Here is a 21,009-nt window from a genome sequence, read left to right on the forward strand (position 1 = left end):
CCCCCGGTCAGAGACCGGGGGTTTTGCTTTTTTCTGTAACCGGGCGGTGGGGTTAACCCTGCAGGGATTTGACCTCGACATCGCCCTCGGCCTGCGCCTTGATTGCCAAAGCTGCGGCATGGCTGGCGGCCGCAGTGGTGAAATAGGGGATCTTGTCATACAGCGCGATGGAGCGGATGGACTTGCTGTCTTCGACCGCCTGCGCGCCTTCGGTGGTGTTCATTAGCAGCTGCACCTGACCGTCCTTGAGCATATCGGCCACGTCGGGTCGGCCTTCATAGACCTTGTTTACCACGTCGCAGTCGACGCCTTGCTCTGCCAGCCAGGCTTGCGTGCCGCGCGTTGCAACCAGTGAGAAACCCTGTTCGGTCAGCACCTGCGCCGCCTCAAGCATTGCGGGTGTCTTGTCGGCATCCTTGATCGAGATAAATGCGCGGCCCTCGGACGGCAGCACCATACCAGCGCCCATCTGCGCCTTGAGGAAGGCGCGCGGGAAGTCGCGGTCCCAGCCCATGACCTCGCCGGTCGAGCGCATTTCGGGGCCCAGAATGGTATCAACGCCGGGGAAGCGGGCGAAGGGCAGCACGGCCTCTTTCACCGAGAACCACGGCATGTCCGGGTCGGCCAACGTCATCTGGTCGGCAATCTTTGTGTCCTGACCTTCCTTGTACGCGGGGCGCATCGGGAAGGTTGAGAGCTTCTCACCAGCCATGATACGCGCTGCGATGGACGCAATCGCGCTGTCGGTCGCCTTGGCGACGAAGGGCACGGTGCGTGAGGCGCGCGGGTTCACTTCGATCAGGTAGATCTCATCGTCTTTGATCGCGAACTGAACATTCATCAGACCGACCACGTTCAGAGCCTTAGCCAATTTGAACGCCTGATCCTTGATCTGATCGAGGATCTCCTTGGACAGCGAGTAGGGCGGCAGAGAACAGGCCGAGTCGCCCGAATGCACGCCGGCCTCTTCGATATGCTGCATGATACCTGCCACGTGCACATCGGTGCCGTCGCACAGCGCGTCCACGTCCAACTCAACCGCGCCCGCCAGATAGCTGTCCAAAAGAACGGGGCTGTCGCCCGAGACGACGACGGCCTCGTTGATATAGCGCCGCAGCTGATCCATATCGCGCACGATTTCCATGGCGCGCCCGCCCAGAACGTATGAGGGGCGGATGACCAGCGGGAAGCCGATCTCGTCTGCAATCTCAAGCGCCTGTTCGTCGGTCGAGGCGATGCCGTTCTTGGGCTGTTTCAGGCCTAGTTCGTTGACCAGCGCCTGGAAGCGTTCGCGGTCTTCGGCAAGGTCGATGGCGTCGGGCGTGGTGCCGAGGATCGGAATGCCTTCGGCCTCAAGCGCGTTGGCTAGTTTCAGCGGGGTCTGACCGCCGAACTGAACGATCACACCGTGCAGCGTGCCGTTTTCCTGCTCTTTCGTCAGGATCTCCATGACGTGTTCGAAGGTCAGCGGCTCAAAGTACAGGCGGTCCGAGGTGTCATAGTCGGTGCTGACGGTCTCGGGGTTGCAGTTGACCATAATGGTCTCATAGCCCTGTTCGGTTAGCGCGAAACAAGCGTGGCAGCAGCAATAGTCGAACTCGATCCCCTGACCGATCCGGTTGGGGCCACCGCCGAGGATGACAACCTTTTTACGGTCGCTCGGGCGCGCCTCACACTCGACCTCACCCATCATCGGGGCTTCGTAGGTCGAGTACATGTAGGGTGTCTGCGCTTCGAACTCGGCGGCGCAGGTGTCGATACGCTTAAACACGGCGGTGACGCCTAAGTTGAGACGGGCACGGCGGACATTGCTCTCATCTCGGCCGGTCAGGCTGCCCAGACGGGCATCGGTGAAGCCCAGCATTTTCAGCTTGCGAATACCGTCCTCGGTGACGGGCAGGCCATCTTTGCGCACCTGACGCTCGGCTTCGATGATCTCGCGGATGCGGGCCAGGAACCACGGGTCGAACTTGGTGACGCCGAAAATCTCGTCGTCGGTCAGACCATGGCGCATGGCCTGCGCGATTGTGCGCAGGCGATCCGGTGTCTGCTGGCTGATCGCCTTGATCACGGCAGCCTTGTCGTCAGCCGCATCCCACAAACCCACGTTGAGGCCGGGGATTTCAATCTCATCAAAGCCGGTCAGGCCCGATTCCATCGATGCTAGAGCCTTTTGCATCGATTCGTGGATGGTGCGACCGATGGACATGGCCTCACCCACCGACTTCATCGCGGTGGTCAGGTATGGCTCGGAACCAGGGAATTTCTCGAACGCGAATTTCGGGATTTTGGTGACGACATAGTCGATGGTCGGCTCGAAAGACGCAGGCGTGACCTTGGTGATGTCATTGTCCAGCTCGTCCAGCGTGTAGCCCACGGCCAGTTTCGCGGCGATTTTCGCAATCGGGAAGCCGGTCGCCTTGGACGCCAGCGCAGACGAGCGCGACACGCGCGGGTTCATCTCGATCACGACCATGCGGCCATCGACGGGGTTGATCGCCCATTGCACGTTCGATCCGCCGGTCTCGACCCCGATCTCGCGCAGCACGGCAATCGAGTGGTTGCGCATGATCTGGTATTCTTTGTCGGTCAGCGTCAGGGCAGGGGCCACGGTGATCGAGTCACCCGTATGCACACCCATCGGATCGACGTTTTCGATGGAACAGACGATGATGGCATTGTCGGCGGTGTCGCGCACCACCTCCATCTCATATTCTTTCCAGCCCAGCAGGCTTTCGTCGATCAGGATCTGACCCACGGGGGACGCATCCATGCCTGTGCGGCAGATATGAATGTAATCCTCGCGGTTATAGGCCACGCCGCCGCCGGTGCCGCCCAATGTAAAGGCGGGGCGGATGATGGCGGGCAGACCGACGGTCTCCAGTGTCTCAAGCGCCAGCGCTACGCCCGCGTCCAGATCTTTTTTGCCGTCCGCGACCTTGGGCGCGGTTACAATCTCGGCTTTGGGGTTTTCGATGCCCAGCCTGTCCATCGCCTCGCGGAACAGTGCGCGGTCTTCGGCCATCTCGATGGCGTCACGCTTGGCACCGATCATCTCGACGCCGAACTTGTCCAGCACGCCCATCTCTTCCAGCGCCAGCGAAGTGTTCAGCCCGGTCTGTCCGCCCATGGTAGGAAGCAGGGCGTCGGGGCGCTCTTTCTCGATGATCTTGGCAACAACTTCGGGGGTGATCGGCTCGATATAGGTAGCGTCGGCCAGACCTGGGTCGGTCATGATCGTGGCGGGGTTCGAGTTCACCAGAATGACCCGGTAGCCTTCTTCGCGCAGCGCTTTACATGCCTGTGCGCCGGAATAGTCGAACTCGCATGCCTGACCGATGACAATGGGCCCCGCCCCGATGATCATGATCGACTTGATGTCGGTTCTTCTCGGCATGGCCACGTTCCTTCAATTGTTCGCGAGTCAGGGCACCCCCAAGCGCCCAAATTGTCCTGCGTTATAGGGACAGCGCGAAAAGGTTCAAGGGGTATCGGAAACAGGGGTGAAATTGCCGCTTTCCCCTCTTTCCCTCGGCACCGTATTCTCTATACCGCGCAGCACGGCAAATGAGGATGCAGGTGCGTATTCGTTTCGATCAGGGCCCGGCCGGGCAAGGGACCACTTTTGACCGGCCCACGCAGGTGATCTGCGCCGACCGCGCGGAGGACGTGCCCCACGCGTTGGAGGCGCTGGATTCCGCGCGCGCGGATGGTGCGTGGTTGGCCGGTTATGCCAGCTATGAGCTTGGTTATGCGCTGGAGCCGAGGTTGTCCGCGCGGATGCCCGAGGGCCGCCGCCTGCCATTGCTGTGCTTTGGCGTCTTTGACACGCCAGCCCAAAGCGACCTGCCTGCGCCTGCGGGTGGAGTGACCGGTTTCGCGCCTCGCTGGGACGAGGCGCGCTATACCCAAGCCTTCGCGCGCGTGCATGAGGCGATCGGCGCGGGCGATATCTATCAGGCCAACCTGACCTTTCCGATTGATCTGACGGTCGAAGGTACCAGCGCTGCGCTTTATGCCGCGCTGGCGGCGGGTCAGCCCGTGGGCCACGGCGCGCTTGTGCAGCAGGACGGTTTGCCTGACTTGCTCAGCCGCTCGCCCGAGCTGTTTTTCCGTACCGATGCCGACCGTTTGATCGAAACGCGCCCGATGAAAGGCACCCAACCGCGCAGCGAGGATTTGGCCGAAGACGCCCGCCGCCGCGATTTCCTGTCGAGTGACGCAAAGAACCGGGCCGAGAACCTGATGATCGTCGACCTGCTGCGCAACGATATCAGCCGTGTGGCGCTGCCCGGTTCGGTCAACGTGCCCGAACTGTTCAAGGTCGAAACTTATGCGACCGTGCATCAGATGATCTCGCTGGTGCAGGCGCAGCTGCATCTGGGGGCCGAGCTTTCGGACATTCTGATGGCGCTTTTCCCCTGCGGCTCGATCACGGGTGCGCCCAAAATCCGCGCGATGGAGATTCTATCCGACCTCGAACCTTGGCCGCGCGACATCTATTGCGGCGCGATTGGCTGGGCCGCGCCGGATGGGCGGTCGGAGTTTAACGTGGCCATCCGCACGCTGATGGTCGAGGGCGGCAAAGCCACCCTGAATGTGGGCGGCGGCGTGGTCTGGGACAGCACCGCCCCATCCGAATATGAGGAGGCGCTATGGAAAGCCCGCTTCGCCCGCCAGATGACCCTAACTTTCGCCTGATCGAAACGCTGGCCTTCCGGCCGGGGCAGGGGTTTGTGCGCCGTGATCGCCATCTGGCGCGCATGGCGCGATCGGCTGAGGCGTTGGGAGTGCCGTTTGATCGGGCCCGCGCCGTGGCCGCTTTGGAAGATGTCGCGGGTCCATCCCCTCTGCGTTGCCGGCTGACGCTAGATATGGCAGGCGCTGTGGAGGTGACGACCGGTGTGCTGCTCGAGAACCCGCCGTTCTGGCGTGTGGCAATCGCGGATCAGCGTTTGCGGGCCTCGGATGTGTGGTTGCAGCACAAGACCACACAACGCGCGCTGTATGATGACGCCCGCGCATCGCTGCCACCGGGAATTGACGAACTGCTGTTCCTGAATGAACGCGACGAACTGTGCGAGGGCACGATCAGCAATCTGTTTCTGCACATGCCTGATGGACGCGGCCTGACGCCCGCGCTGTCCTGCGGCGTGCTGCCCGGCATACTGCGCGAAGAGGCGCTGGATAATAAACAGGTGACTGACGCGGTGTTATCCTTGACCGACCTGAGCGATGCGACAGAAGTATATGTCGGAAATTCCTTACGCGGCCTGATCCGGGCGGAGTTGGTAGAACAGTGAGCAAACAAACCGAGTGGGCCGAGAGCGCGCCTCAAACGCTGCGGCTGCGTGTCGAGTTTGGGCTGTTCTTCATCGCTGTCCCGGTGCTGATCGCAGTGTTCTTTCCGCCCAGTTGGATGTTCCCGTCGCTGTTCAGCTTCACGGCGCTTGGCATCTTACTGCTGCACTATACACCGGGCTTTGAATGGGCCGAACTGCGATACAACCATGGCAACTGGTCCTGGACCGAAGTTGCCCTGTTTGCCGTTGCGATGACTCTGTTTTGCGTGGCGGTTGTGATGATCGCCCGCCCCGAGGCCGCCTTTTTTCTGCTGCGCGAACGGCCCGAGATCCTGCTGATGATCTGGGTCTTCTACCCCTTCATCTCGGCCCTACCGCAAGAGCTTCTGTTTCGGTCGCTGTTCTTCCGCCGCTATCATGCAATCCTGCCGGGCGAGCGCGCGGCCTATCTGCTGAACGCTGCGCTGTTTTCGCTGGCGCATCTGATGTACTGGAGCTGGATCGTCGCTGTCATGACATTTGCGGGTGGGCTACTGTTCACTTGGGCCTATCGCAAACGCGGCTCATTTTTCTATGCGGTGCTGTTGCATGCGATTGCGGGCAATATCATCTTTGCGGTCGGTCTGGGCATCTATTTCTACTCGGGCAACGTGCAAAGGCCGTTTTGAGCGGGATACCTGCCTTGACTTTCGCGGCCCGACGGGGTGTATCGGCGCGACGAATTCTGCGCCCGAAGGGATATGATCCATGCACGCCTATCGCAGCCACACCTGCGCCGCTCTGACCGCCGCCAATGTCGGTGAAACCGTCCGCCTGTCTGGCTGGGTGCATCGGGTCCGCGACCACGGTGGCGTGCTGTTCATCGACCTGCGCGATCACTTTGGTGTGACGCAAGTTCTGTGCGACGGCGACAGCGCCGCCTTTGCCGAGCTGGAAAAAGTACGCTCCGAATGGTGTATCCGCATCGACGGTACCGTCAAAGCGCGCGACCCGGAACTGGTGAATCCGAAACTGCCCACCGGTGAGGTCGAGGTTTACGTGCGCGAGCTAGAAGTGCTGGGCGCAGCCGACGAACTGCCGTTGATGGTTTTCGGCGATCAGGAATACCCCGAGGAAACCCGCCTGCGCTATCGCTATCTGGACCTGCGCCGCGAGGCGATGCAGCAGAACATGACCCTGCGCTCGGACGTTGTCGCCTCGATGCGCCGCCGCATGTGGGATCAGGGCTTCCGCGAATACCAGACGCCGATCATCACGGCGTCCTCTCCCGAAGGCGCGCGCGACTTTTTGGTGCCCTCGCGCCTGCATCCGGGCAAGTTCTATGCGCTGCCGCAGGCCCCACAGCAGTTCAAACAGCTGATCATGGTGTCGGGCTTCGACAAGTATTTCCAGATCGCGCCGTGCTTCCGCGATGAAGACCCGCGCGCCGACCGTTCGCCCACCGATTTCTACCAGCTTGACCTTGAGATGTCGTTTGTTGAGCAGCAGGACGTGTTCGACACGATCCAACCGGTTCTGACCGGTGTGTTCGAAGAGTTCGGCGGTGGCCGCAAGGTCGATCAGGAATGGCCGCAGATTTCCTATAAGGACGCAGCCCTTTGGTACGGCAGCGACAAGCCAGACCTGCGGAACCCTATTAAAATGCAAGTGGTCTCCGACCACTTCCGCGGGTCTGGCTTTGCGATTTTCGCAAAGCTGTTGGAGCAGGACGGCACCGAAATCCGCGCTATCCCGGCGCCGACCGGCGGCAGCCGCAAGTTCTGTGACCGTATGAACGCCTTTGCCCAGAAAGAGGGTCTGCCGGGGATGGGCTACATTTTCTGGCGCGATCAGGGCGATGGGATGGAAGCCGCAGGTCCACTGGCCAAAAACATAGGCCCCGAGCGCACCGAGGCGATCCGTCAGCAACTGGGCCTGGGTGTCGGGGACGCGGCGTTCTTCCTGGGTGGCAAGCCGAAGGCCTTTGAAAAGGTGGCTGGTAAAGCTCGTGACGTGATCGGTGATGAGCTGGGTCTTACCGAAAAAGACCGCTTTGCCTTTGCCTGGATCGTCGATTTCCCGATCTATGAGCAGGACGAAGAAACCGGCGCGATCGACTTTGAACATAACCCGTTCTCGATGCCGCAGGGCGGCATGGAGGCGCTAAACGGCAACCCTCTGGACGTGCGCGGCTATCAGTACGATCTGGCCTGTAACGGGTATGAGTTGGTCTCGGGCGCGATCCGGAATCATAAGCCCGAGATCATGCTGAAAGCTTTTGAGCTGGCAGGCTATGGCGCGGATGAGGTAAAATCTCGCTTTGGTGCTTTGTTCAATGCGTTCCACTATGGCGCGCCGCCGCACGGCGGCTGTGCTGCCGGCATCGACCGGATCGTGATGCTGCTGGCGGATGAGGCCAACATCCGCGAGGTCATGATGTTCCCGATGAACCAGCGCGCCGAAGATCTGATGATGGACGCGCCATCCGATCCAAGCTCGGATCAGTTGATGGAGTTGGGATTGCGGATCATCCCGCAGGACTGACAAGAAAACCCGTCGCAACGCTTGCGGCGGGTTTTTTCTTTGGTCGAATGTTTCGCGAAGAGGTCAAAGCTGTCCGGTTTGCTCCAGTGGATCGTTGACTAAGGCACGGGCGGCGCGAATGTTGCGGGCCGCCGCGCGGGTCTGGCAATAGATCCAAAGGCTCAGCAGCGTAGCCGTCGCGAAATAGGCTGTTGCCATCTCAGATCGCCTCACGCTGTTCCAGGCGAGCCTGAACGATCCCGGCGACCTGAGCGGCCAATGCGGTGACGGGCGTCCCTTCGGCACGGGACGCGGCCAAGCGTTTGGCCGCGTCTGCCAGCACTTTGTCATCGGCATCGCGGGCAACCCCCCGCAGGAACTGGGCGGCATAGTCCAGCGTGCGGTGATCATTCGGGCCAGCCAGCACATCGGCGATATGGGCCATGTCATCCTGATAGGCCAGCGGATCGGGGTTAATGACCTGATCCCGGACAGCGTTCAAGCTGCTGGGGCGGCGATCCTCGGGCAGGTGCTGCAGCACCATGGATTGAAAGTAAGAAAGCGATTTCAGCGGCTTGGCCAGAAAACCGTCAGCCCCGACCTGCATAGCTGCGTTTTCGGTGTCGCTGTCGCTGGACATCGCCAGAATGGCCCCGATACGCGGCGATGCTTCGGTCAATTCGGCAATCAGCTCGGCCCCTGAGCCATCCGGCAGCCCCATATCGACCAAGATGACCGAGGGACGGTAGATCTGCAAATGCCGCCTTGCCGATTTCAGGCAATCCGCGCGTCGGATCCGGGCACCGGAATGCAGGCACATCAGTCGGATCGCGTCGCAAGCATAGCGGCTGTCTTCGACAACCAGAATGGTTTGTCCCAGCAAAGGCCGCATCGCCGTTGGCTGTGCGGCTGAGGTGAAGGGGCTCGAATCGTCCATGGCAGAACTCCTAATCAGCAGATGCCTCACGCTAGGAACTTCTGGCTAACACGACGTTAACGGCAATTTGGCGCACTTGTTCTTTGATTGAACTGCCCCCATAACCGCTGCAACGCAGAATAGAGGAGAGTTCTATGATCGGTCGCCTGAACCATGTTGCCATCGCCGTGCCTGACCTTGAGGCCGCGTCCGCGCAATATCGCAATGCATTGGGAGCCAAGGTCGGCGCGCCTCAGGACGAACCCGATCACGGCGTAACCGTGGTGTTCATCGAACTGCCAAACACCAAGATCGAACTACTGTACCCATTGGGCGATGATAGCCCGATCAACGGGTTTCTGGAAAAGAACCCGGCTGGTGGCATTCACCATGTCTGCTATGAGGTCGAAGATATCATCGCGGCCCGCGACCATCTGAAGGAAACCGGTGCGCGCGTGCTGGGCTCGGGTGAACCCAAGATTGGGGCTCATGGCAAGCCAGTGCTGTTTTTGCACCCCAAAGACTTTAACGGCTGTCTGGTCGAGCTAGAACAGGTCTAACCCAAGCGAGGCTGCCATGACGATCACCGCTGCATTGGTTCTGTTTGCCGTTATCTGGTTTCTGACATTGCTGGTCGTATTGCCGATCTGCATCAAGACGCAGGGCGATCTGGGCGAGATCGTTCCGGGCACCCATGCGGGTGCGCCGGAAGTGCATCATATGAAGAAAAAGCTGTGGATCACCACCGGGTTGACGGTGGTGCTTTGGGCGATCATCGCGGGGATCATCATTTCGGGCGTCATCTCAGTGCGGGATTTCGACTGGTTGAACCAGCTTGAGCCGCGCGGTTGAGCCTCAGACGGACAGCCTGTGGTAGATATGGGTGAACGTGGCCACTCCGACAATCGGGATGACAAGATTCACCAGCGGCACGGTCAGAGGAATGGCCATCAAAGTGCCCGCCAGCCAGATCGTGACCATATGTTTGCCCCGTAGCTTGCGCGCGCCTTCGCGCCCGATCCGCCGCATCGCGACCAAAGTGAAATATTCCCGACCCAGTAGAAACCCGTTCATGCCCCAAAAGATGAACGGGGCCAGCGGCGTGAAGATTACATAGAGGATCAGTGCCAGCAAGTTGGCGACGATCAACACCCCCATAAAGCTGAGCGCATCGCGCAACCCGTCACTGATGGCAATTCCGGGCACCTTTGGCAGGGTGGGATAGTGTTTGTCCTCGACCGCCTGAGCGACCTCTTCCAGAAACAGAGAGATGATGGCCGAGGCGACCGGCATCATCAGGAAGACCGGCAGAATCACCACCGCAAAAATACCGGAATAATTCAACACGTCGTTCAGCCACGGAACGGCTCCGACGAAGGGCAGTGTGATTTCGCCGCTGGACAGCCAGTTGATCAACCAGATCGCGCCTGCGCAGGCTGCGATCAGCAACACGATTGTCAGGCCCACGCCCCGGAACAGAACCGAACGGAATTTGGGATCTCCGATCTGTCCGATTGCCGCGAAAAATGCGTTGAGGATGATCATTCAGGAACCCATTCGGTCAGTGCGGCCACGTCCGGGCGGGGACGTTCTGGCGGGGCCGCGGACTCGGTGGCAATGTGGATCAGACCAGCGATCCGTTCATTGTCTTGCAGTCCAAAGGCGGTGCGGCAAAACTCGGCGTCATGTGACTGCCAACCCGACAGCCAGTTCGCACCCCAACCCGCCGCCAATGCCGCGTTCAGCAACGCCAGACACACGGCACCGGCGGAGTAGGTCTGTTCAATCGCGGGGACTTTTTCGGACGGTTTTTGAACCTCGACCACAGCTACGGCCAGATGACCCATGTCGAACTGGTTGCATGCTTTGGCGATCTCTTCAGGCGATTTACCCAGCCGTTCACCGCATTCCTGCGTCAGCGCTGACAAACGGGGCATCGCGCCGCTTTCCAGAACGATGAATCGCCAGGGCTCGAGCTTGCCGTGATCGGGGCTGCGGGCGGCAGCGGTCAGTAGGGGGGCTAGTTCATCCCGCGTCGGCGCGGGAGCGACCAGGGTTTTTGCAGGGCGGGACCGGCGGGACAGCAGAAACTCAAGTGCGGCCGGGTTCTTCAAGGACATATGTTAACTTCCTTTACATGGGCTTTCTGTATCTGGTTGAGCCTCTGGCGGGTTTCAAGTGCAAAGGGCTGGGCTTGGTGGATCAATTCCATCCCAGGGCCAGCCGTGCAACAGTGTTTTGGGATCGGAGGATGAGATGGCCAAACTTAAACTATGCAATCTGCCGGATCTGAGCGATCTGACCCATGCGAGGGCCGAGATTGCGGTGAAGGTGACGCCAAAGGCAGCCTCGGACCGGATCACGCGGGATGGCGGTGTAATGCGCATCCATGTGACCACTGCGCCCGAAGACGGCAAGGCGAACGAGGCTGTGCGCCGCATCCTCGCTGCGGCCATGGGGGTGGCCACGTCATCGCTGAGCCTGAAGCGCGGACATACGGCGCGGGACAAGGTCTTTGTCTACGATCCTTAATCCGGTGTTTCGTGGATTTGGTACACCCCCTCGGGCAAATCCAGCGCAGCAGCCAGATCGCGGACCTGTTCCGGCGACAGCGTGATTTTCTGGACCTGATCGGTTCGAGGATCAAACTGCTCTAGCGTCACGCATTCTGCGAAATTGTTGATCACCACATCCTCTTGCAAAGGCTTTTCGCCTTCGTCCACCAGCGTAATGACCGTCGAGTCGAATTCATGCTCAATCGAAAACATGATGGCAGAGTGCAGGGCGATGTTCCGCTTGGCAACCCGTACTATCGCATTCAACCGGTGGCAGTCCCAAGGGGTCTGCGCTATGGTCAGCCAAACGGCGTGACCGTTTTAAAGGATGATCCATGCACCGTTTGATGTACCTGTTGTTTCCCGTGTTTCTGGCCGCCTGCGACGCCGATGCGCTGCGGGTTCAACCTGCCGAGGACTGGATACAGGGCGAGGGGGATTTCAGGGTCGAAGCCGCCACTTTTCAGCAGATCAGCCAAAGGGTCGGCGAACAGGCCAGGGTCGAATGTTTGCGACGTGCCAGTGTCAAGAATTGCGACTTTACCACATTGGTCGATCTGGACCCGAAAGCCCCTGCCAACGCATTTCAAACACTGGATAAAAACGACCAGCCGGTGATCATTTTTACCCGCGCGATGATCGAATCCGCTCAGAACGCGGATGAGTTGGCCTTTGTGATGGGGCACGAAGCCTCCCATCACATCCTGCGTCATATTCCGCGCCAATCGGTGAATGCACGCGAAAGTGCCGAGATTTTCGGCGATCTGGCGCGATTGGCCGGTGCCGAAGGGGCCGCCGTGGAAGAGGCGCAGAAACTGGGCGCGCGGGTGGGGACGCAGGTCTATGTGCGTGACTTTGAACTTGAAGCTGATGAGCTTGGAACGATCATAACCTTTCGCGCCGGGTATAACCCTTTGATCGGTGCGAAATATTTCGACCGCCTGCCAGATCCCGAAGACAGTTTCCTCAGCACCCATCCCCCCAACGCCAAACGGGTCGAGGTGGTGAAGCAGACCGCCCGCGGGCTTGGGTTGACGCAATGACCGCAGTGAAAAAGCTGGGGGTGATCCTGACGGATCGGGGCTCGAAATACGCAGTATCCGGTGCGCCCGTGTCATCGCGGACCGAGGTCGACGCTGTGCTGCATGCGCTTAAGGCGGATAAATCATATGCCAAGGCCACACATAATACATGGGCGGCGGTACTGCCCACTGGGGCGCTCAAGGCGGATGATGGGGAAAGTGGCGCGGGGATGGTGATCCTGCGGATGATGGAACGGGCCGACGTGCAGAACCACGTCGTGATAGTCACCCGCTGGTATGGGGGCAAAAAGCTGGGCGGGGACCGCTTTCGGCGGGTGCAGGACGCAACGCGAACCTATCTGGATCAGATCGACACCGGGGCTTGACCTGTATCAAGGGCCTGCGCCGCCGCATCCGCTAACCTGATCGAAACGCATCAGGGAAAGGGTGCCATATGTCCAACAGAGAGACCCTGAAACATCACGCGGGCCTCGTCGATCAGATGGCAACGCGAGTAGGCATCGACCTGGAAGACGCAGCGCTTCGGGGTGATGTCTCGATCGATGAGATATCCGAAGCGGTTCTGCGCTGCACAGGATGCGCCAATCCCGGACATTGCGAAGCGCTGCTGGCGCAAGTGGCGGTATCGCAGGACACGCCGGAATATTGCCGCAACAAAGGCCTGTTCGCCCAGATCAAGCCACGTAAGGGGCGGTGATGCAAACGCTTGGGGCTGTCATGACGCACCTACGGCTTGTCCTGCGTATGGGGCAGGCAACAGGCGCGGACGTGGTTTCAGCGCATCGGCAGGGCCGCTTGAGCCAGGAGGACTGGGCCAGCATGGTACGGGCCTGTCAGGGATGCGCTTGGGCCAGATGCTGCCCCGATTGGTTGGATCAAAACAAGGGCGCGACCCAGGCACCTCGAACCTGCCCGAATCGGGCCAGATTTGCCACGCTTAGGTCCGGGAAAACTCGAGAGGGTTGAGAATGAAAGATATTCTTGGGGACGTCGAAAAACACTTCTGGCTGACGCGGTCCGTCGCGCGCTGCATGAATCTGTCCCTGACCGAGGCGATGACCGAAGGGCGTCTTAGCGCCGAACGCTACGCGGAAATGGTCACGAAATGTCGCGCTGCCGATTGCAGCCAGACATGTGCGATTTGGTTGGCCGAACAGCAGGCCAAGGCGGACAAAGCGCCTGAGTTTTGCGTGAACGCGCAGGCTTTGAACGCGCTGAAACCCTAAATTCTGGAGTGCGAGCCGTCACATAGCGGCGGGTTGGCGCTGTGTTTGCATCCGCAAAAGAACACTTTCTTGTCTGCCTCTGCGGTGTATTTGACCGGTTCAATCCCCGTTCCCTTATGTGAACCGTCACAAAAAGGCTGACGCGAGGATTTACCACAGGCGCACCAGAAATAGTTTTTCCCTTCGGTCACTTCGACGGGATAGGGGGCTTTCTGAGAAATGATCGGTGCGTCTGACACGTGGCTTCTCCGGAGTTTGCTGATGTCTGCTGGTCAGACAGTTTAGCGTCCGATTTCCGTTCTGCCATGGCAGCATGGATTTGCCGTTTTCACATTCACGTGATCAGATTTGTTGCAAAAATGCCAGCGAAGTCGTATTTTGAGACTGGCCCCGAATTTCTGGGCAAAATCAGAAAATTATTAGAAGGAATGACGGACATGAAACTTAGATTTGCCGCCGTTGGTGCGTTTGCTTTGGTCGTTGCAGCCTGTTCTCAGCAGGAAGAACCAGCTCCGGTTTATATTACACCCGAATATGACAAGTTTGGTACGCCGAGCTGTCCGGCCGGAACCGCATTGGCCACGACTGAGGCAGGCCAGACTGTCTGTAACCCGGTCGCGCAATAACAAACCTTCAGGCGGCTCGCGCGCGGGCCGCCTGCTTTCAGATAGATGCCGCCCACTGGGCGGTTTTTTCTTGCCTGTAATTGCCGGTTTGGGTTTTTGTCTGCGAGAGCGCTGTGCAGGGAACACATGAAAAACTTTCTAATCCGTCTAAAACATCGCACAGTCTGGAGCTGGCAAGGGCTGGCCGCGACGTGGCGCGATGAGTACTCGTTTCGCGTATGGGGATGGGCCAACCTGATCTCGGTGGGGCTGGCAATTGGACTACCCCTCAGCGGCGGTATGCGCGCGTTGATTGTCATCATGGGAATTTTGGTTCTGGTCGCCGAACTATTCAACACGGCGATAGAACGGGCCGTGGATCACACATCTACAGACCACAACACTTTGGCCGGCCAAGCCAAAGACGCCGCCAGCGCAGCGGTAGCGCTGACGGCCATTGCCGCTGCGGTGGCATGGATGGCGGGTCTTGTGGCTATGCTCTGACGGTCGTCATTACTTGATTCGATACCGCCCGTACCCGCGGTGAGATCTGTGATACCGGACTCCTCGATAAGATCTTTGATGCCGGAACGCGTGTTTCTTCGGCACATAGTACCGATGGTAACGTTTCTTGCTGTGTTTGAACTTCGACCGGTGGTGCTTTTTGACCGGCTTGGCATGATGCACCTTGGCTTTCGCGACCGGCTTGTGGACCTTTTTCTTATACACTTTGGGCGCAACGAAGTGTTTGTGGACACGATGTTTGCCGCGATAGTGGATGCCAAAGGATTTCCCTCCGACCAGCGTGAACTGAGCCGTGCTGCTTGAGCGCACTTCTGCAAAAGCAGGCGCTGCAAATAGTTGTACCGCCAGGAGCGCGACGGCGCATTTCGTTGCGAAAGGACGCAATTTAGACATGGTAACCCTCCTTTTTGGACGTGTTTGGGTTCTGTCTAAATCTGGGGCCTGATGCGGGGGATCGCCAATAAACTTGGCTCACGCTTGCCCTATCGGTGGTTACATTGCCTCAGCGCAGCGTGCCCCACAGGTCATATTCCCCAGCCTCGTCCACCTCGACCGAGACGATGTCGCCGGGTTTGAGGTCTTCGAACCCTTCGTCGACGAACAGGTTGCCGTCAATTTCGGGGGCGTCGGCCTTGGTGCGGCAGATGGCAGCCTCGTCATCGACCTCATCCACGATCACGTCTAGCCTTTGTCCGACCTTTGCGGCCAGCTTCGCCTCGGATATCGCCTGCGCTTTTTCCATGAACCGTTCCCAGCGGTCCTGTTTGACTTCGGACGGGACATGATCGGGCAGGTCGTTCGAGCGCGCCCCGTCCACGTTTTCGTACTGAAAACAGCCAACGCGATCCAATTGAGCCTCGTCCATCCAATCCAGCAGGGTCTGGAACTCGGACTCGGTCTCGCCGGGATAGCCGACAATAAAGGTCGAGCGCAGGGTGATATCGGGGCAGGTCGCGCGCCATGCGGCGATCTCGTCCAGCGTTTTGGCAGCCGCCGCCGGGCGAGCCATGCGTTTCAAAACGTCTGGGTGGGCGTGCTGGAACGGAATATCCAGATAGGGCAGCACGTTGCAGCCCGCATCGGCCATCAGCGGAATCAACTCGCGCACATGCGGGTAGGGGTAGACGTAGTGCAGGCGCACCCACGCATCGAACTGACCCAACTCGCGCGCCAGATCGGTGATGTGGCTGCGGACCTCGCGATCTTTCCACGGGTTCACGTCATATTTGCGATCCAGCCCATAGGCAGAGGTGTCCTGAGAAATCACCAGCAGCTCACGCACGCCATTGTCGACCAGCTTTTCGGCCTCACGCAGCACGGCGTGGGCGGGGCGGCTGGCCAGTTTGCCGCGCATGTCAGGGATGATGCAGAACTTGCACTTGTGGTTACAGCCCTCGGATATTTTCAGATAGCTGTAGTGGCGCGGGGTCAGTTGCACGCTGGCGGCCGGCAGCAGGTCTACAAACGGGTCGGGATCGGGTGGAACGGCTTGATGTACGGCGTCCAGCACTTGTTCGTATTGATGCGGCCCGGTGACGGCCATGATGCGGGGGTGATGCTCGCGGATGTAATCCGGTTCGGCACCCAGACAGCCGGTGACAATGACCTTGCCGTTTTCCACTAGTGCCTCACCAATCGCGTCCAGCGACTCGGCCTTGGCGCTATCCAGAAACCCGCAGGTGTTCACGATCACGGCATCTGCGCCTGAATAATCGGGCGAAATCCCGTATCCTTCGGCCCGCAGGCGCGTCAGAATACGCTCACTATCCACCAAAGCCTTGGGGCAGCCCAAAGACACCATACCAATGGTGGGCTGGTTCGGACGGGGCGTGTCGGTGATCCGGGCGGCAGGCGCCAGGTCGGGGCGGAGGTTCGGCGGGTTCGTGGTCATGGCGCGGCATATAGTGGGGAACGCTTCCCCTTGCAAATGGCCGCTGGGCTTTGAATGATAATTTCAACGCATAACAAAAAGCAAAGAGCGGTAAAATGAAGTGGCTGGTGCGCATTCTCTTTCTCATCGTGGCCGTGATCGGGCTGGTTATCGGGGCCTTGCTGATGATGCCCGGCGACAAGCTGGCGCGTATCCTGGCCGAGCAGGTCAAGGCCGAAACGGGCCGGGATCTGACCCTGACAGGAGATGTGAAACTGTCATTCTGGCCAGTGCTAGGGATGGAGACCGGGCCTGTGACGTTTAGCAATGCCCCTTGGGCCGGGTCCGAGCCGATGCTCAGCGCGGATCATCTGGCCGTTGGTGTGGATGCGGCGGCGTTGATGTCAGGGGATTTGCGTATCCGGCGGGTGATTGCGGAAAACCCGACGCTGCGGTTGGAACTGTCTGACGGGCGCGGCAATTGGGAGTTTGGCGCGTCAGCTCCTGCGGCGGCGTCCTCGGGATCTGGCACCTCTGCCGCCCCGCAGGGGCAACCGGGTGTCGTAACGCTGGATAGGTTGGAATTAACAAATGCGCGTCTGCTCTATCTGGAAAACGGGGCGGTGACGTTCGATTTCTCGCAAGTCGACCTGTCGGCAAGCTGGCCCGAGGTCACTGCACCGCTGTTGCTAGAGGCGAAAATGGCGGTGCCGGGGGGCGCGGTTGAGGTGGATATGAAAATCCCCGATCTGCCCGCTTATGCAACTGGCGCGGCCACCCAGTTGGATCTGTTGCTGCGCGCGCCCGGGGGTGAGGTCGACTTTGACGGTCGCGTGAATCTTGCCGGAGAGATGGACGGCGACCTGCACCTTAAAACCCAAAATACCGAGACATTGCTGGCCGCTTTCGGACAGCCTGGTACAGCCGTGCCTTTGGGGCTGGGTCGCCGCGCGGAACTGGCCGGTCGTATGACCTATACGCAAGACGGGCGTCTGTCGGTGCGTGAATTGGTGGCGCAACTGGACGACAACCGCCTGACCGGCGAGGCGGATATCGTGATCTCGGACCCACCACAGATCACCGCGCGGTTTGACGCGGGCGATTTGGATCTGTCCCGATTCAACGAGTCTAATGGAGGCTCGGGCGGTGGTGGCGGCGCTGCGCCAAGCCAATCCGATGGCTGGTCGACCACACCGATTGACGCCTCGGCGCTGGCTTTGGCGAATGGGCAAATCCGGCTGAAGGCGAATTCGATAGCAGTGCCCGACCTGACCGTCGGTCCCAGCGATCTGACCTTGAATCTGGACCGGTCACGCGCGGTGTTGCAGATGAACCCGGCCACCTTGTTCTCGGGTCAGTTGACCGGTCAGGTCGTCGCGAATAACCGCAACGGGCTGTCTGTCGGTGGCAACATGAAGGCAGACGGGATCGACATCCAACAGGCCCTGATGACGCTGGCCGATATTGACCGATTGTCCGGCACGGGCACCGGTTCGTTCGAGTTTCTGGGCGTTGGGCAAAGCGAGGATCAGATCATGCGTTCACTCAGCGGCAAGGGTCGCGTGGATGTGGGGCAGGGGGTGATCAACGGGTTCGACCTGGACCGCCTGATGGGGCGGGGCGAAAGGTCAGGCGGCACTACTGTGTTCAACAGTCTTGCCGCTAGTTTCACCATTGATCAGGGTGTTCTCAGGAATGATGACCTGCTGATGTCACTGGATAATTTCCGTGCCGATGGCGCCGGTCGCGTCGGCTTGGGCGAGCGCAATATCGACTATCTGTTCACCCCCACAGCGTTGCGGGCAAATTCTGGTCAGGGCCTGTCGGTGCCGGTTCGCATTGTCGGACCGTGGAGCAACCCGTCGATCAAACCCGACCTCAGCAAAGTGATCGAAGCGGCTGCTGAAGGGAAAATCAAAGAGCTTGAGGAAGACGCCAAACAACAGGTGCTGGACAAGGTGAGCAACGAGCTTGGGACTGCAGTGACAGACACCGAAAGCATCGAGGATGCGGTGAAGAACAAGTTGCAGGAAGAGGCCACGAAAGGGCTGCTGAAACTGCTGGGTGCGGATTGAGCGGCGGGGCGCAGGCGGGGCGCAACACGCGCCCCAAAGGCCCTAGATTGTCTGGTCGTAGTCGCCCACGCCGGGTTCTGTACGGATGACAGCGTCGATATCGGCAAATATCGCTCTCATCTCATCCTCGCTTTCGCTACTTTCGCAGACCACAACCAGATTGGGCGTGTTCGAGGATGCCCGCACCAGACCCCAGCTGCCATTGTCCAGAATGACCCGAGCGCCATTGACGGTGACGACCTCTTTGATCGCGCGCCCGGCGAAGGAATCACCCGCCTCGGATTTGGCCACCAGCTTGTCGACCAGACGGGCGAGGATGTCATATTTCTCGGTATCTGCCGCATAGGGCGACATGGTGGGAGTCGACCAAGTCTTGGGCAGGGCCTTGCGCAGATCAGACATGCTCTGATCGGGGTTGCGGTCCATCAGTTTGCAGATCTCAACCGCCACGCGCATGCCGCAGTCATAGCCACGCCCGATCGGTTCAGCCAGAAAGTAGTGGCCCGACTTCTCGAACCCGGCCAGCGCATTGATTTCCTTGACCCGGCGCTTCATGTGGCTGTGTCCGGTTTTCCAGTAATCTGCCTTGACCCCACGGGCCTGCAACTGCGGATCACTTGCGAACAGACCGGTTGATTTCACATCAGCCACAAAGGTCGCGTTCGGGTACAGCTTGGCCAGATCGCGGGCCATGATCACACCGACCTTGTCGGCGAAAATCTCTTCACCTTCATCATCGACAACACCACACCGGTCGCCGTCGCCGTCAAACCCCAGCGCCAGATCGGCACCGCTGGATTTCACGCTGTCGGACATGTCGTGCAGCATCTCCATCGCTTCGGGGTTCGGGTTGTAGTTGGGGAACGTGTAGTCCAGCCGGTTGTGGCTGGGCACAACCTCGACCCCCATTCGTTCAAAAATCTCGGGCGCAAAGGCCGAGGCGGTGCCGTTCCCGGTGGCGCAGACCACTTTCAGCGGGCGGGACATTTTGAAATCGCCGACCAGATCGTCGATATAAGCCTCTTTTACACCATCCACGAACTCATACGAACCACCCTCATGCGGCTGACCCTCGCCATTCAGGACGATGTCGCGCAACTCGGACATCTCATCAGGGCCGTGGGTCAGAGGACGCTCGAACCCCATCTTGACCCCGGTCCAGCCATTGGGGTTGTGGCTGGCTGTGACCATCGCCACTGCAGGCACGTCCAGATGAAATTGCGCGAAATAGGCCATGGGGCTGAGCGCGGGGCCGATATCCTTGACCTGAATGCCGGCCTGCATAAGCCCCAGGATCAGCGCGTTCTTGATGGCCAGCGAATAGTCGCGGTAGTCGTTGCCCACCGCGATCACCGGTGCAATCCCGCGCCTGCGCATCTGCGTCCCAAGCCCCAAACCCAGCGCGGTCATGCCGGGCAGGTTGATTTCCTCGGGGTATTTCCATCTGGCGTCATATTCACGGAAACCCGTGGGTTTGATCATGGCATCGCGCAGAAAGCTCCAGGTGTTCGGGGTCACCTCGGGGATTGGTTTGGTCATAGAAAATCTCAATCGTTAAATCTGAATGGGGTTTGCCTTGGCCAGCGCATCAAAGCGCATCAAAGTGTCAATAAGTTGCGGCATCTGGTCAAGATAGATCATATTGGGGCCGTCAGATGGCGCATTGTCAGGGTCCTGATGGGTTTCAATGAACACAGCTCCGACACCCAATGACACTGCCGCACGCGCCATGACCGGCGCAAACTCCCGCTGACCGCCAGAGGACCCACCTTTGCCACCTGGTTGCTGTACCGAATGCGTTGCGTCCATCACGACCGGGTAGCCCGTTTTCGCCATTTGCGGCAGGCCGCGCATATCAGCAACCAGTGTGTTGTATCCAAAAGATGTGCCGCGTTCCGTCAAGAGGATATTCGTGTTTCCCGTGCTTTCGATCTTGTCAACGATGTTGCCCATTTCCCAAGGCGCAAGAAACTGACCTTTCTTGACGTTAACGGCTTTCCCGGTTTCACCAGCAGCCAGCAACATATCCGTCTGGCGGCAGAGAAAGGCGGGAATCTGTAAGACGTCTACGGCCTCGGCCGCTAAGGCACATTGGGATTCGGTATGAACATCAGTCAGAACAGGAATACCCATCGAGTTGCGAATATCGCCCAGAACTTTCAATCCAGCGTCAATACCCAGGCCACGGACACCAGACAAGGAAGTACGGTTGGCTTTGTCATATGACGCCTTGAAAACGTACTGTGCTCCGGCCGCATCGCAGGCCTCTTTCATTTTGCCGGCGATCATCTGGGCATGATCGGCGCTTTCAAGCTGACAGGGACCGGCAATGATTGTCAGAGGCAGATCATTGCCGACCGTGAGATCGGAGATTTTTACATGTTTCATG

The 21,009-nt window shown here is 59.4% G+C and carries 26 protein-coding genes; 15 read left to right on the forward strand and 11 right to left on the reverse strand.

Annotated features, from left to right (window positions below; genetic code table 11):
* Positions 1-52 precede the first annotated feature (52 nt).
* On the reverse strand, positions 53-3,397 hold the full coding sequence (gene carB / locus GOV80_RS08040) for a carbamoyl-phosphate synthase large subunit (RefSeq protein ID WP_170783856.1): 3,345 nt from the start codon (positions 3,395-3,397) through the stop codon (positions 53-55).
* A gap of 176 nt (positions 3,398-3,573) precedes the next feature.
* Here carB and GOV80_RS08045 point away from each other — a divergent pair, with 176 nt between their 5' ends.
* The 4 genes from GOV80_RS08045 to aspS all read left to right on the forward strand — a co-directional run bounded on the left by GOV80_RS08045 (position 3,574) and on the right by aspS (position 7,826).
* Complete coding sequence (locus GOV80_RS08045) at positions 3,574-4,701, forward strand: aminodeoxychorismate synthase component I (protein ID WP_170783859.1); 1,128 nt, start codon at positions 3,574-3,576, stop codon at positions 4,699-4,701.
* Complete coding sequence (locus GOV80_RS08050; protein ID WP_170783861.1) at positions 4,656-5,303, forward strand: aminotransferase class IV family protein; 648 nt, start codon at positions 4,656-4,658, stop codon at positions 5,301-5,303. Before GOV80_RS08045 ends, GOV80_RS08050 begins: the two co-directional genes overlap by 46 nt.
* On the forward strand, positions 5,300-5,971 hold the full coding sequence (locus GOV80_RS08055; RefSeq protein WP_170783863.1) for a CPBP family glutamic-type intramembrane protease: 672 nt from the start codon (positions 5,300-5,302) through the stop codon (positions 5,969-5,971). The genes GOV80_RS08050 and GOV80_RS08055 overlap by 4 nt, the downstream gene beginning before the upstream one ends.
* Positions 5,972-6,050: 79 nt before the next feature.
* A complete protein-coding gene (gene aspS / locus GOV80_RS08060; protein ID WP_170783865.1) occupies positions 6,051-7,826 on the forward strand; it encodes an aspartate--tRNA ligase in 1,776 nt (591 codons plus the stop codon).
* 63 nt (positions 7,827-7,889) lie between these two features.
* On the opposite strand, the gene GOV80_RS22530 is transcribed toward aspS, so the two are convergent.
* Both GOV80_RS22530 and GOV80_RS08065 read right to left on the reverse strand, forming a co-directional pair.
* The gene (locus GOV80_RS22530; protein ID WP_269149750.1) at positions 7,890-8,024 is read right to left on the reverse strand and encodes a hypothetical protein; all 135 of its coding nucleotides are present in this window, start codon (positions 8,022-8,024) and stop codon (positions 7,890-7,892) included.
* A 1-nt stretch (position 8,025) separates the two neighbouring features.
* The gene (locus tag GOV80_RS08065; protein ID WP_170783867.1) at positions 8,026-8,742 is read right to left on the reverse strand and encodes a response regulator; all 717 of its coding nucleotides are present in this window, start codon (positions 8,740-8,742) and stop codon (positions 8,026-8,028) included.
* A 134-nt stretch (positions 8,743-8,876) separates the two neighbouring features.
* On the opposite strand from GOV80_RS08065, the gene mce reads away from it, so the two are divergent.
* Both mce and GOV80_RS08075 read left to right on the forward strand, forming a co-directional pair.
* Positions 8,877-9,281 (forward strand): methylmalonyl-CoA epimerase, encoded by a 405-nt coding sequence (mce, locus tag GOV80_RS08070; protein ID WP_170352375.1) that lies wholly within the window; start codon positions 8,877-8,879, stop codon positions 9,279-9,281.
* Positions 9,282-9,297: 16 nt separating this feature from the next.
* A complete protein-coding gene (locus GOV80_RS08075; RefSeq protein ID WP_170783869.1) occupies positions 9,298-9,573 on the forward strand; it encodes a DUF1467 family protein in 276 nt (91 codons plus the stop codon).
* 3 nt (positions 9,574-9,576) lie between these two features.
* Here the strand turns inward: GOV80_RS08075 and GOV80_RS08080 are convergent, their stop codons facing one another.
* Together GOV80_RS08080 and GOV80_RS08085 are read right to left on the reverse strand one after the other, a co-directional pair.
* Positions 9,577-10,266: an EI24 domain-containing protein gene (locus tag GOV80_RS08080; RefSeq protein WP_170783871.1), complete on the reverse strand. Its 690-nt coding sequence runs from the start codon at positions 10,264-10,266 to the stop codon at positions 9,577-9,579.
* Positions 10,263-10,841, reverse strand: a complete 579-nt coding sequence (locus GOV80_RS08085) for a nitroreductase family protein (RefSeq protein ID WP_170783873.1) — start codon at positions 10,839-10,841, stop codon at positions 10,263-10,265. Before GOV80_RS08085 ends, GOV80_RS08080 begins: the two co-directional genes overlap by 4 nt.
* Before the next feature lie 136 nt (positions 10,842-10,977).
* Between GOV80_RS08085 and GOV80_RS08090 the strand changes: the two genes are divergently transcribed.
* Positions 10,978-11,253: a DUF167 domain-containing protein gene (locus tag GOV80_RS08090; protein WP_170783875.1), complete on the forward strand. Its 276-nt coding sequence runs from the start codon at positions 10,978-10,980 to the stop codon at positions 11,251-11,253.
* Here the strand turns inward: GOV80_RS08090 and GOV80_RS08095 are convergent.
* Positions 11,250-11,489 carry a hypothetical protein gene (locus GOV80_RS08095; protein WP_170769820.1) on the reverse strand — a complete coding sequence of 80 codons (240 nt, stop codon included), beginning with the start codon at positions 11,487-11,489 and terminating at the stop codon, positions 11,250-11,252. The two genes, GOV80_RS08090 and GOV80_RS08095, sit on opposite strands and share 4 nt — an antisense overlap.
* A 122-nt stretch (positions 11,490-11,611) precedes the next feature.
* Between GOV80_RS08095 and GOV80_RS08100 the strand changes: the two genes are divergently transcribed.
* The 5 genes from GOV80_RS08100 (at position 11,612) to GOV80_RS08115 (ending at position 13,545) form a co-directional block, all read left to right on the forward strand.
* On the forward strand, positions 11,612-12,319 hold the full coding sequence (locus tag GOV80_RS08100) for a M48 family metallopeptidase (RefSeq protein ID WP_170783877.1): 708 nt from the start codon (positions 11,612-11,614) through the stop codon (positions 12,317-12,319).
* Positions 12,316-12,684 (forward strand): YigZ family protein, encoded by a 369-nt coding sequence (locus tag GOV80_RS08105; protein WP_170783879.1) that lies wholly within the window; start codon positions 12,316-12,318, stop codon positions 12,682-12,684. The genes GOV80_RS08100 and GOV80_RS08105 overlap by 4 nt, the downstream gene beginning before the upstream one ends.
* Before the next feature lie 68 nt (positions 12,685-12,752).
* Positions 12,753-13,016: a DUF6455 family protein gene (locus GOV80_RS08110; RefSeq protein WP_170769064.1), complete on the forward strand. Its 264-nt coding sequence runs from the start codon at positions 12,753-12,755 to the stop codon at positions 13,014-13,016.
* The gene (locus GOV80_RS22365; RefSeq protein ID WP_269149751.1) at positions 13,016-13,285 is read left to right on the forward strand and encodes a DUF6455 family protein; all 270 of its coding nucleotides are present in this window, start codon (positions 13,016-13,018) and stop codon (positions 13,283-13,285) included. Before GOV80_RS08110 ends, GOV80_RS22365 begins: the two co-directional genes overlap by 1 nt.
* Before the next feature lie 2 nt (positions 13,286-13,287).
* Positions 13,288-13,545 (forward strand): DUF6455 family protein, encoded by a 258-nt coding sequence (locus GOV80_RS08115; protein WP_170783881.1) that lies wholly within the window; start codon positions 13,288-13,290, stop codon positions 13,543-13,545.
* Here the strand turns inward: GOV80_RS08115 and GOV80_RS08120 are convergent.
* A complete protein-coding gene (locus GOV80_RS08120) occupies positions 13,542-13,784 on the reverse strand; it encodes a CDGSH iron-sulfur domain-containing protein (protein ID WP_170783883.1) in 243 nt (80 codons plus the stop codon). The two genes, GOV80_RS08115 and GOV80_RS08120, sit on opposite strands and share 4 nt — an antisense overlap.
* A gap of 198 nt (positions 13,785-13,982) precedes the next feature.
* On the opposite strand from GOV80_RS08120, the gene GOV80_RS08125 reads away from it, so the two are divergent.
* Together GOV80_RS08125 and GOV80_RS08130 are read left to right on the forward strand one after the other, a co-directional pair.
* Positions 13,983-14,171, forward strand: a complete 189-nt coding sequence (locus GOV80_RS08125) for a hypothetical protein (RefSeq protein ID WP_170769067.1) — start codon at positions 13,983-13,985, stop codon at positions 14,169-14,171.
* A 126-nt stretch (positions 14,172-14,297) separates the two neighbouring features.
* Positions 14,298-14,654, forward strand: coding sequence for a diacylglycerol kinase (locus GOV80_RS08130; protein WP_170769068.1), 357 nt, complete (start codon positions 14,298-14,300; stop codon positions 14,652-14,654).
* Positions 14,655-14,663: 9 nt separating this feature from the next.
* Here the strand turns inward: GOV80_RS08130 and GOV80_RS08135 are convergent, their stop codons facing one another.
* Together GOV80_RS08135 and rimO are read right to left on the reverse strand one after the other, a co-directional pair.
* Positions 14,664-15,068 carry a hypothetical protein gene (locus GOV80_RS08135; RefSeq protein ID WP_170783885.1) on the reverse strand — a complete coding sequence of 135 codons (405 nt, stop codon included), beginning with the start codon at positions 15,066-15,068 and terminating at the stop codon, positions 14,664-14,666.
* Positions 15,069-15,177: 109 nt separating this feature from the next.
* Positions 15,178-16,566 carry a 30S ribosomal protein S12 methylthiotransferase RimO gene (gene rimO, locus GOV80_RS08140; protein WP_170783887.1) on the reverse strand — a complete coding sequence of 463 codons (1,389 nt, stop codon included), beginning with the start codon at positions 16,564-16,566 and terminating at the stop codon, positions 15,178-15,180.
* Between the two features lie 95 nt (positions 16,567-16,661).
* Here rimO and GOV80_RS08145 point away from each other — a divergent pair, with 95 nt between their 5' ends.
* The gene (locus GOV80_RS08145) at positions 16,662-18,620 is read left to right on the forward strand and encodes an AsmA family protein (protein ID WP_170783889.1); all 1,959 of its coding nucleotides are present in this window, start codon (positions 16,662-16,664) and stop codon (positions 18,618-18,620) included.
* A 42-nt stretch (positions 18,621-18,662) separates the two neighbouring features.
* On the opposite strand, the gene GOV80_RS08150 is transcribed toward GOV80_RS08145, so the two are convergent.
* Together GOV80_RS08150 and kdsA are read right to left on the reverse strand one after the other, a co-directional pair.
* Positions 18,663-20,159, reverse strand: coding sequence for a phosphomannomutase/phosphoglucomutase (locus GOV80_RS08150; RefSeq protein ID WP_170783891.1), 1,497 nt, complete (start codon positions 20,157-20,159; stop codon positions 18,663-18,665).
* 15 nt (positions 20,160-20,174) lie between these two features.
* A complete protein-coding gene (gene kdsA, locus GOV80_RS08155; RefSeq protein ID WP_170783893.1) occupies positions 20,175-21,008 on the reverse strand; it encodes a 3-deoxy-8-phosphooctulonate synthase in 834 nt (277 codons plus the stop codon).
* Position 21,009: the final 1 nt, after the last annotated feature.

Source organism: Ruegeria lacuscaerulensis (assembly GCF_013034685.1).
GTDB lineage: Bacteria > Pseudomonadota > Alphaproteobacteria > Rhodobacterales > Rhodobacteraceae > Ruegeria > Ruegeria lacuscaerulensis_B.